Origin of the sequence: Bacillus sp. ISL-41, from assembly GCF_018613235.1 — a bacterium.
Classification (GTDB): domain Bacteria; phylum Bacillota; class Bacilli; order Bacillales; family Cytobacillaceae; genus Mesobacillus.
Genome location: NZ_JAGGQP010000032.1, coordinates 133,186 through 142,500, shown reverse-complemented (window position 1 = coordinate 142,500; position 9,315 = coordinate 133,186). Strand labels below are relative to the sequence as shown.

The following is a 9,315-nucleotide window of genomic DNA, read 5'->3' as shown; positions in this document are numbered from 1 at the left end:
AGGCGATGATGGACAAAAACTTGATGGAAGCCTAAAAAAAGTGTCCGTCATAAATCAATGAATCTTTCCTACCTCTTCTCAATCGCAATAATAAATGGCGGATTGTTCTTTTGGTTCAAGAATTTATACTCTAATACGTGTGCTATATTTTGATCCAGTGATTTTACATAACGCAATAGATACTCCCGTTCAACCTTGCCTTCTGGGTGTCCGTGGTAAATCACGATTACGATGATGCCTTCTGGTGCCATGATTTCCAGCAGCTGGTCGATTGCCTGGATGGTCGTCTCAGGGACCGTAACGATGTCCTTATTGCCTCCGGGAAGATAGCCGAGGTTGAAAACAGCGCCGGATATTTTTCCAAAATGCAGCGGTGGAATGCACTCTGTGATGTTTTCATGTCCGGTATGGAACAGTGTCACCTGATCCTGCAGTTCATGTTCACGAAGCTTCGTTTTGCATGACATTAATGCTTCATCCTGGATATCAAAGCCGTAAATCCTGCCGGAAGGGCCGACCAGGTTGGCTAAAAATATCGTATCATGCCCGTTGCCGACTGTCGCATCGACTGCGATGTCACCGGGTTTCACTGCCAGTTCAAGAAGGTTCCTGGCAAAAGGAAGAATCCGTTCAAGCTTCATTTTCAATCACCACTTTGTTCCCAGTATAAAATTTTCCCTGCCAGCTGTTGCGGCGCTTCATTTCTTTGTCAATCGCATTCAGGACTTCCCATTTATTGACGCTCCACATCGGTCCAACCATCAGCTCAATCGGTCCATCCCCCGTAATTCGGTGGATGATCATTTCAGGGGGGAGGATTTCAAGCTGGTCGCAGACCAATTTTACATAGTCCTCAAAGCTAAGGAATTCAAGCAACCCTTTTTCATATTGCTTGACCATAGGAGTTCCTTTGAGAAGGTGAAGAAGATGAATCTTGATTCCCTGCACGTTGAGTTTCGCGACTTCTTGTGCAGTCTCCATCATCATTTCAGGTGTTTCCTGGGGCAGCCCGTTAATAATATGTGAGCAAACTCTGATGCCGTGCTTCCGGAGCTTGTCCACACCTTCTTTGTACGTTTCATAATCATGAGCACGGTTGATTAGATTGGCTGTTTTTTCGTGAACCGTCTGAAGTCCAAGCTCAACCCATAAATATGTTCGCTCATTGAGTTCAGCCAGATATTCAACAACATCATCAGGCAGGCAATCGGGTCTTGTTGCAATCGATAGCCCTACGACACCTTCCTCGTTCAGCACCGTTTCGTATTTTTCCCTCAGGACTTCAACCGGTGCATGGGTATTCGTGAAAGCCTGGAAATAGGCCATGTACTTGCCGTCTTTCCATTTTGTGTGCATTTTTTCTTTTATCTTTTTGAACTGTTTGCCAAGATCTTCTACTCTGTCACCGGCAAAATCCCCTGAGCCAGACGCACTGCAGAATGTACAGCCGCCGTGGGCTACCGTGCCGTCACGGTTCGGACAATCAAATCCGCCATCAAGCGCCACTTTAAAAACCTTATGGCCAAAATGATTACGTAAATGGTAATTCCATGTATGGTATCGTTTATCGTCTGTTGCGTAGTGAAAAGGGTTGGTCTGAATCATGCCAGAAACCTCCTAATAGCCTGTCTGTCAAAAAAATGAATAATAAAAATTGTACCATTTAGAGAACGTGAATCCAATTGCAAAAAGATTACAATATGTATCCAACGCAATTGCCATCATTAAACATTCGCAAAATCGTGATAGGAAAATGTATTGTGAACAAAATAAAGAAGAAGCAGACTTTGCTTCAGCATCAAGTAAAGGAGGGGCTACTATTGGCAACACGTCAATCGGTTGACCAGTTACTTCAGCAATGTGAGGATGCAATCAATCTTGCCCAGGAACAATACAAGGATGCTGCCACACAGCAGCATTATAATGATGGCAATTTTACCAATGCACTGCAGGCACTAGAAGACGCATACAATGATCTTGCCAAGCTTTCCTTCAGCGCTAATTCCCAGCAGCGCGAGCAATTGCATAGAATGAGGCTTCAACTGCAGCAAGTCCAAAGCAATATGATTTTGCTTGATCACTAAAACAGGAGGGAAAACATCTTGAAAAAGCGCTCAAAGCAGAATAATCCTGAACAAAAAACAAGGAACGGCATCAATAACCAGGATCTCGAGCTTGGAAGGGATCATGATCCGGTAAAAGAAGCGAAGAAAAAATATGAAAAAAGCGGCGGGCAGCCTGTAAAATCCAAATTCCATCCTGAACCAGAGCAATCTTCATAAATTTGTAACACCCTCACTTCTTTGCGGAAGTGGGGTTTTTTTTGTGTAATGGGGCGAATAGCAGATTTTGATTCATACCCCCCGTTCACAAATCGGATAAAACTGATGAAAATTCCGTGATGTAAATCACAGATTGGGGTCATTCAGAAATGGTTTAAATAAGGTAGACCAAAAAGGGCCAGGAAATGATTGTGTTAAAAAAACCTATAAAAAATAAATCGTTTTTTCCATCTGAGTTGTCTTGTGAAAACATTCACGAATTTGTCACATATAGAAAGGAGTCAATTAAATGAAACTCATTAAGTTATTATCGGCCATCATTTTAATATTCATATTCCAGCTGCCTGATAAGGGTAACGCCGAAGCAAAATCCAATATCCTTAATATGGAGGAGCTTACGATCCAGGTGATGCCGGAATATTCGTATCACCCAAAAGATAAGAAGAAGGATGCCCCGCTTTTGGTGGGCTATCATGGGGCCTTGAAGAACAATGCCGAAGAGGCGCAAAAAGGGAAGGTAGTCATTCCGCTGCCAATGGATGAGAAGAATTTCAGGATTGGTTTTGTGGCCGATTATTCCCGCGACCTGACAGAAATGAATGAAATTGAATACGAGCTGGATAAAGAAAAAGGAACGATTTCCTGGGAAACGAGCGAAGACATCCAGCCTCAGGAGATTTACAAGTTTGTGATTGAGTATTATACCGACAGCATCAAGGAAAAAGACGGCAAGAAGTCAATGACCTATGATTTTAAAAACTTCGCTGATATCGGATTATTTAACCTGATTTTCGTCGAGCCGCTCAGCACGGAAAGCTTCAAGCTGGAGCCTGCTTCCGAGCAGCACCAGAAAAACTCTTACAACATGAACATGTTCCTGTATCAGAGCCAGGGAATGAAGCCTGGTGATGAAAAGAATATCTCACTTGAATACAAACGAACTGACGATAGGACTACAGCGGAAATCATGGAAGCGATGGCCGGGGATGCGAAGAAGGCCGGCACTGTAAAACAAAATGATGAAAAAATGCCTCTGTGGCTTGTCATTACAGTCGTTGGCAGTGTGACTATATTGGCAGCGATCTTATTAATTTTCATCATGAAGAAAAAGAAAGCTCAGCCGGTAAAAAGCGTGGCACCAAATGAATTTGATGCCAAAAAGGCAAAGCTCCGTTCAATGCTTGTGGAAGGAAGCATAACGGAAGCAGAGTACAACGAATTGATCAAAAAGCCGGGAGGTAGAAAATAATGTCCAAAAATAAAAAAATCGTAGTGGGGCTGAGCCTGGCAGCAGTGGCATTCGTGATCATGATGTTTTCAACAATGCCGAGCGCAGGGAGCAAGGAAATCACGATTGCCGACCTCAGCAAAAATGGCTCGAAATATGAAGGCGATTATATTATGACCCAGGGCTTGCTTAATAAGGAATCGGTGAAATGGGATGCCGACAAGCTTGAGCTCCGTTTTGAGCTTTACGAGGAAGGCCAGGGAACGCTTCAGGTATTTCATAAAGGCATCAAGCCGGATAACTTCTCAGAGGATGTCATCGTCCTGGTAGAAGGTTTTATCCAAAAAGACGGAGTGTTCGAAGCGGAAAAAGTCCAGACGAAATGCCCGACCAAATATGAAGGCGAAGACATGGAGAACTATGATACTGAGATGCATAAGGAATTATACAAAAATGACAAGCAGGAATAAAACAGATGGGTGGTTATCTGTATGTATCTAATTGGGAACATCTCAATCTACCTTGGAATCGTGATTTCGCTTTATGGAATCATTGCAAATATCGTCGGGATAAAGAAGAAAAGCAGTAAGTGGATTGAAAGCGCAAGGGGGGCAGTCCTCTCACTTGCTTTCGTAGCAAGCATTGCATCCTTCCTGCTGCTCTACTTGCTCGGCACAAGCCAGTTCCAATATAAATATGTGGCTTCTTATACAAATGAAAGTCTGACAATGGCTTATAAATTGACGGCATTTTGGGCGGGTAATGCAGGCTCCCTTCTGCTGTGGGCTTTCCTTTTAGCGCTATATGCAGCAATGGTGGTATTTTCAAAAGAAAAAAAGAATCCAATGATGCCGTACGTATCCAGCATTCTGATGGTCAACATCCTGTTCTTTTTCACAGTGATGGCGCTGAATGCCAACCCATTTGAAATGACCGATAAAATACCGGCTGACGGAAAAGGGCTAAACCCGATGCTGCAAAATCCGGGAATGATCCTCCATCCTGTCACACTTTATATGGGTTATGTCGGGCTGGCAGTACCATTCGCCTTCGGAATCGCGGCTCTGATCCTGAAGAGAATGGATTCAGAATGGATCAAGCTGACGAGAAGATGGACCTTGCTTGCATGGCTGTTCCTGACTCTCGGAAATGTGATTGGCGGATGGTGGGCATACCTTGAGTTAGGCTGGGGCGGATACTGGGCATGGGACCCGGTAGAAAATGCCTCATTCCTGCCATGGTTGACCGTATCAGCATTCCTGCACTCAGTTATGATCCAGGAACGGAAAAACATGCTGAAGACGTGGAACGTAAGCTTGATTATCTTATCCTACATCCTGACACTGTTTGGAACCTTCCTTGTCAGGAGCGGGATCCTGACGAGTGTCCATGCATTCGGGGACAGCAATCTGGGCACCTACTTCCTTGTTTTCATGGCGTTCATGATGCTGTTTTCTCTTTATGTCGTAATGACAAGATACGGAATGATTAAAAAAGACAGCAGCCCAATAGAGGCTTATTTTTCAAAAGAAAGCAGCTTCCTGCTGAACAACCTGATCCTCGTGGCTGCAGCTTTCGCTGTTTTCTGGGGAACGATGTACCCGCTGATTTCGGAAACTTTTACAGGCACAAAGGTCAATGTCGGTGCGCCTTATTTTGATAAAGTGATGGCTCCGATTCTGTTGGTGCTGATTGTATTGATGGGTATCTGTCCGCTGATCGCCTGGCAAAAAGCGGTGTTCGAAAAGTTCATGAAGAACATGCTCTGGCCGCTGGCAATGGGTGTTGCCACCGCAATCATCCTGCTCGCTTTTGGCGTCAAGGGGATTTACGCGATTATCGGCTTATCGGCAACAAGCTTCATGTTTGGGACGCACTTGCAGGAATTTGCCAGAGGCATAAGTGCCCGCAGGAAAGCTACAAAGGAGAATATCTTTAAGGCAGCGTTCAAGCTGACGGTAAAAAACCAGCGCCGCTATGGCGGTTATATCGTCCATATCGGGATTGCTGTCATCGCGATAGGCGTCATTTCTTCGCACACTTACTCAACTGAAGTGCTGAAAACAGTAAATGCCGGCGACAGCATCAAGACCGGGGATTACAGCCTTAAATTCAATGAACTGACTGAACATACGAAAAACGGCAATGGAATAGTGGTGGCCGATATCGATGTTACGTATAAGGGCAAGGATATCGGCAAAATCAAGCCGGAAAAGATCTTTTACGAAACATGGCCTGAACCATCAACAGAAGTAGCAATCAAGACGAACTGGAGCCAGGATTTATACGTGGTATTAAGCTCCTGGGAGAACAAAGACAAAGTGACATTCATGGTTAAAGTGAATCCATTCGTAAGCTGGATCTGGATGGGCGGCATCATCATGGTGATCGGCACAGCATTCGCCCTCATAGGCGGCAGACCGACAACATTCCGCTACCAGATCAATAAAGGCATTTCGAGAGTGGGAGGGTGAAAAAATTGAATAGGAAAGTTCTCTTAACAACACTCCTTATGCTTATCTTGATTCCCGGCATGACAACAGCTTTCACCTACAACTCAAAGGAATTCAAGCAAATCATCGGACAGCTTGATATGCAGGGCCATGGTGATCATGAATTGTCGACATGTTCAGTAAAGAAGATTTACTACGATGAAGTGGTCGAGATGCTGAACGGCGGCAAAACAGAACCGGAAATCATCCAGTCCTATGTTGATGAGTACGGGCAGGCGGCTTTGAGAACTCCGGGCGGCGGCACAAGCGGCTGGATTGCCTGGGGAATGCCAGCTGCCGGAGTTGGAATCGGCAGTGTGATTGTCGGTGTCTGGCTAAGGAAATTAACGGTCAAAAAGGCAGAATCAAAGCTTGAGACGAAGGATGCATGGAATTCGGAAGTGGAAAAAGAAATTGCGGCAAAAACATTTGACGAAGAGCGCCGGAAGCTTTTCTAGGAGCTGATCAAAATGGATTATGTATTTTTAATAATAGGCTCACTCGTAATCATTACTTGCTTTTACTTTATCATCTCTCCTTTCTTCTCGGCTGGCGAGGTGTCTGCCTCGGGAGTGGAGACAGAGAGTGAAAAGCTGACGCTGGAGCAGGTATACAGCGCTGTGAATGAGTTGGAAATGGACTTTTTAATGAAGAAAATCACCCGCGAGGATTTCGAGAAATTGAAAGAGAGTTATCAATTGCTTGGTGCTGAAATGTTAAAGGAAGAAACAGAGGGACTCAAGCTAGGAAAGGCTAAGCATCTTGCAGAGGGCAAAAAGAAGAAAAAGGATGCCGAAGCAGAAGCAGAAATTCTTAGAGAGCTGAAGAAGCTTCGCCAGCAGAAGGGGTGATCATAATGGCACCTGCCTACCATCCTGAGTGGCTTGTTAACTTCTGGCTGACGACGCCGGGGTTGAACATGCTGAACCCACACTATTTACTGATTGTTTTAGCTGCTGTCATTACTGCTGTCTGGTTTTGGCAAAAGCGGAGGAAGCCTGCTGAAGACATCATTGGTGAGGAAGACCAGTTGTTCAAACACCTTTTGGTAAGAAAAAAAGTGATTGAAGCTGAACTGGCCGGACTTGAAGCAAGACTGTCGGCAGCGGAAATCACCGAGGAGCATTTTAACAAGATGAAGCTTGATTACCAGAGCCATCTCGCCGAGGTAAACAAAGAACTGGAACAATATACTTAACGAAAGAGTTGGGGACCATGCTGGAACTGAGGAAAATGACCAAAATGCTGGGAGATAAGCTCGTATTAAGGAACATCACCCTTTCATTGGAAAAAGGAGAGATCCTAGCGGTGATTGGCCCGAATGGAGCAGGGAAGAGCACCTTCTTTAAATGCACAGTCGGACTCCTGCAGCCAACGAGCGGGGAGATTCTCCTGGATGGAAGGCTTGTTAAGAAAAATACGGCTGAGATTAAGCAGCGGATTGGCTTTTTAGGTCACGAATCATTTCTTTATAACAACTTGTCCCCGCTAGAAAATCTTAAATTTTACGGAAAACTATACAAGGTAAAGGATCTTGACAGAAAAGCCAATGCGCTTTTAAAGGAAGTAGGTCTTTACCTTTTCAGGGATATGCCGATCCGGTCTTTTTCAAGAGGGATGATGCAAAGACTGGCGATTGCCAGGGTGCTGCTCCCGGACCCTGATATCCTGATGCTCGATGAGCCGCACACTGGCCTTGATCAGGAGGCCGTTGCGCTTTTGAATCAAATCATTAAAAAGAAACGGGACAGCGGGACGTCAATCCTGATCATCTCACATGATTTTGAGCAGGTTCATGCACTTGCTGACAGGGCGGCCGTATTAAAAAAAGGAAAGATCGTCTCAACAAAGCTTCTTGGAGAGGAAGTAAGCCTGGCAGAGATGAAAACCTGGTACGAAGCTGAGGTGAAGAGCCCATGATTTCAATCCTTAAAGATGCGTGGACGATTGCCAGCAAAGACCTGAGCAATGAGATCAAAACAAAGCAGACAATCGGGATGATGGTCATTTTCTCGAGTCTTGTCGTCCTGATCTTCAGCTTTGCCTTTGATCCGACGAACAATATGGTTAAAGCGGTCATTCCGGGGCTTGTCTGGCTGATTACCGTATTCTCAGGGATCCTTGGGTTGAACCGTTCCTTCCTTTCCGAACACGAAAACGATGCGCTGACAGGACTGCGTTCTGCACCAATCGATCCTTCGAGCATTTATCTTGGCAAGGTGCTGGCAAACTTCATCCTCGTAACGGCCGTACAGCTTGTCAGCATCCCTGTTTTGTTTTTGCTGTTTGACTATCGCTTTTTTGGAAAAGTAAGCTGGTTCATCCTTGTGGTCATCATTGGTACACTCGGTTTCATCATAGTCGGGACCTTCCTGGCTGCGCTGTCGGCAAACGCAAAGAATAGCGAGATGCTGTTGCCGGTGTTGCTGCTGCCGCTTCTAAGCCCACTGCTGATCGCAGGGGTCCAGGCGACAAGAATCATCCTTGAAAATGAAGTGATTGCGGATGCATCTTCCTGGATCAGATTGATAGCTGCTTACGATTTATTGTTCCTGGCTGCATGCTTTTTCTTATTCGAATTTATTATGGAGGGGTCTTGATGAAAAAGAATACTGGCATTATCGACCGGCTGCTGCTGTTCACGTTAATTCCGTCATTTTTCATAGCACTTTATCTGATTTTTATTTGGTCGCCTGTTGAAAAGGTGATGGGCGCTGCACAGAAAATATTTTACTTTCACGTTGGGAGTGCCTGGGTCGCCTTCCTCGCATTCGGTGTCGTGGGTTATTACAGTGTGAGAGTGCTGATCAAGCCTAGGCTGCAGCATCATATCAATGCTGGAATCTCCGCTGAAATTGGTGTGCTTTTCACGACAATCACACTGATTACCGGGATGATCTGGGGAAAATCAAGCTGGAATACATGGTGGACATGGGAGCCGCGTCTTGCGACAACACTGATTTTATGGTTCATCTATGTAGCTTATCTGTTCGTCCGCAAAATGGATGGTTCTACGGAAAAAATCGCAAGGCTATCAGCTGTTTTTGGCATCATTGGCGTGATCAATGTCCCGATTGTCTTCATGGCAATCCGCTGGTGGAACACGAAGCTGCATCCAGTAGTCTTCGGTGAAGGCAAAAACCAGTCGGGCGGCGGAATCGAACCCGATATGCTGGTCGCACTGCTGTTCTCGATTTTTACGATTACCGTGCTGTACACTTTCTTGATGCGCAAAGGAATCGAAATCGAAAAAATGCGGCATATCGTCAAAAAGGCAAAGTCAAAAGCAATTGAAAAGCTTGCAGGATAATTA

13 protein-coding genes are annotated in these 9,315 nt (G+C 45.1%); 11 read left to right on the top strand and 2 right to left on the bottom strand.

Going from position 1 to position 9,315, the window contains the following annotated elements; translation table 11 throughout:
• Window positions 1–68 precede the first annotated feature (68 nt).
• Together mnmM and mnmL are read right to left on the bottom strand one after the other, a co-directional pair.
• Window positions 69–641: a tRNA 5-(aminomethyl)-2-thiouridylate-methyltransferase MnmM gene (gene mnmM / locus J7I80_RS17575; protein WP_214739909.1), complete on the bottom strand. Its 573-nt coding sequence runs from the start codon at window positions 639–641 to the stop codon at window positions 69–71.
• Window positions 631–1,605 (bottom strand): tRNA modification radical SAM protein MnmL/YtqA, encoded by a 975-nt coding sequence (gene mnmL, locus J7I80_RS17570; protein ID WP_214739907.1) that lies wholly within the window; start codon window positions 1,603–1,605, stop codon window positions 631–633. Before mnmL ends, mnmM begins: the two co-directional genes overlap by 11 nt.
• 215 nt (window positions 1,606–1,820) lie before the next feature.
• Here mnmL and J7I80_RS17565 point away from each other — a divergent pair, with 215 nt between their 5' ends.
• The 11 genes from J7I80_RS17565 (at window position 1,821) to J7I80_RS17515 (ending at window position 9,312) form a co-directional block, all read left to right on the top strand.
• Window positions 1,821–2,084 (top strand): YtzC family protein, encoded by a 264-nt coding sequence (locus J7I80_RS17565; RefSeq protein WP_214739905.1) that lies wholly within the window; start codon window positions 1,821–1,823, stop codon window positions 2,082–2,084.
• 18 nt (window positions 2,085–2,102) lie between these two features.
• Window positions 2,103–2,282, top strand: coding sequence for a glycogen biosynthesis protein GlgD (locus J7I80_RS17560; RefSeq protein ID WP_214739903.1), 180 nt, complete (start codon window positions 2,103–2,105; stop codon window positions 2,280–2,282).
• A gap of 289 nt (window positions 2,283–2,571) precedes the next feature.
• Window positions 2,572–3,531 (top strand): hypothetical protein, encoded by a 960-nt coding sequence (locus tag J7I80_RS17555; protein ID WP_214739901.1) that lies wholly within the window; start codon window positions 2,572–2,574, stop codon window positions 3,529–3,531.
• A complete protein-coding gene (locus J7I80_RS17550) occupies window positions 3,531–3,980 on the top strand; it encodes a cytochrome c maturation protein CcmE (RefSeq protein WP_214739899.1) in 450 nt (149 codons plus the stop codon). The genes J7I80_RS17555 and J7I80_RS17550 overlap by 1 nt, the downstream gene beginning before the upstream one ends.
• A gap of 21 nt (window positions 3,981–4,001) precedes the next feature.
• Entirely contained in the window at window positions 4,002–5,984 is a 1,983-nt protein-coding gene (locus J7I80_RS17545; RefSeq protein ID WP_214739897.1) for a heme lyase CcmF/NrfE family subunit, read from the top strand.
• 5 nt (window positions 5,985–5,989) lie between these two features.
• Window positions 5,990–6,460, top strand: a complete 471-nt coding sequence (locus J7I80_RS17540; protein WP_214739895.1) for a cytochrome c-type biogenesis protein CcmH — start codon at window positions 5,990–5,992, stop codon at window positions 6,458–6,460.
• A gap of 12 nt (window positions 6,461–6,472) precedes the next feature.
• On the top strand, window positions 6,473–6,853 hold the full coding sequence (locus J7I80_RS17535) for a hypothetical protein (protein ID WP_214739893.1): 381 nt from the start codon (window positions 6,473–6,475) through the stop codon (window positions 6,851–6,853).
• A 5-nt stretch (window positions 6,854–6,858) separates the two neighbouring features.
• Window positions 6,859–7,200, top strand: a complete 342-nt coding sequence (locus tag J7I80_RS17530; RefSeq protein WP_214739891.1) for a hypothetical protein — start codon at window positions 6,859–6,861, stop codon at window positions 7,198–7,200.
• Between the two features lie 17 nt (window positions 7,201–7,217).
• Window positions 7,218–7,922, top strand: coding sequence for a heme ABC exporter ATP-binding protein CcmA (gene ccmA / locus J7I80_RS17525; protein ID WP_214739889.1), 705 nt, complete (start codon window positions 7,218–7,220; stop codon window positions 7,920–7,922).
• Complete coding sequence (locus tag J7I80_RS17520) at window positions 7,919–8,602, top strand: heme exporter protein CcmB (RefSeq protein WP_214739887.1); 684 nt, start codon at window positions 7,919–7,921, stop codon at window positions 8,600–8,602. Before ccmA ends, J7I80_RS17520 begins: the two co-directional genes overlap by 4 nt.
• Window positions 8,602–9,312: a cytochrome c biogenesis protein gene (locus J7I80_RS17515; RefSeq protein ID WP_251027833.1), complete on the top strand. Its 711-nt coding sequence runs from the start codon at window positions 8,602–8,604 to the stop codon at window positions 9,310–9,312. Before J7I80_RS17520 ends, J7I80_RS17515 begins: the two co-directional genes overlap by 1 nt.
• Window positions 9,313–9,315 lie beyond the last annotated feature (3 nt).

Coding starts and splice junctions, on each gene's coding strand:
- mnmM (WP_214739909.1), bottom strand. CDS start 641: ATGAAGCTTGAACGGATTCTTCCTTTTGCCAGGAACCTTCTTGAACTG.
- mnmL (WP_214739907.1), bottom strand. CDS start 1,605: ATGATTCAGACCAACCCTTTTCACTACGCAACAGACGATAAACGATAC.
- J7I80_RS17555 (WP_214739901.1), top strand. CDS start 2,572: ATGAAACTCATTAAGTTATTATCGGCCATCATTTTAATATTCATATTC.
- J7I80_RS17550 (WP_214739899.1), top strand. CDS start 3,531: ATGTCCAAAAATAAAAAAATCGTAGTGGGGCTGAGCCTGGCAGCAGTG.
- J7I80_RS17545 (WP_214739897.1), top strand. CDS start 4,002: ATGTATCTAATTGGGAACATCTCAATCTACCTTGGAATCGTGATTTCG.
- J7I80_RS17535 (WP_214739893.1), top strand. CDS start 6,473: ATGGATTATGTATTTTTAATAATAGGCTCACTCGTAATCATTACTTGC.
- J7I80_RS17530 (WP_214739891.1), top strand. CDS start 6,859: ATGGCACCTGCCTACCATCCTGAGTGGCTTGTTAACTTCTGGCTGACG.
- ccmA (WP_214739889.1), top strand. CDS start 7,218: ATGCTGGAACTGAGGAAAATGACCAAAATGCTGGGAGATAAGCTCGTA.
- J7I80_RS17520 (WP_214739887.1), top strand. CDS start 7,919: ATGATTTCAATCCTTAAAGATGCGTGGACGATTGCCAGCAAAGACCTG.
- J7I80_RS17515 (WP_251027833.1), top strand. CDS start 8,602: ATGAAAAAGAATACTGGCATTATCGACCGGCTGCTGCTGTTCACGTTA.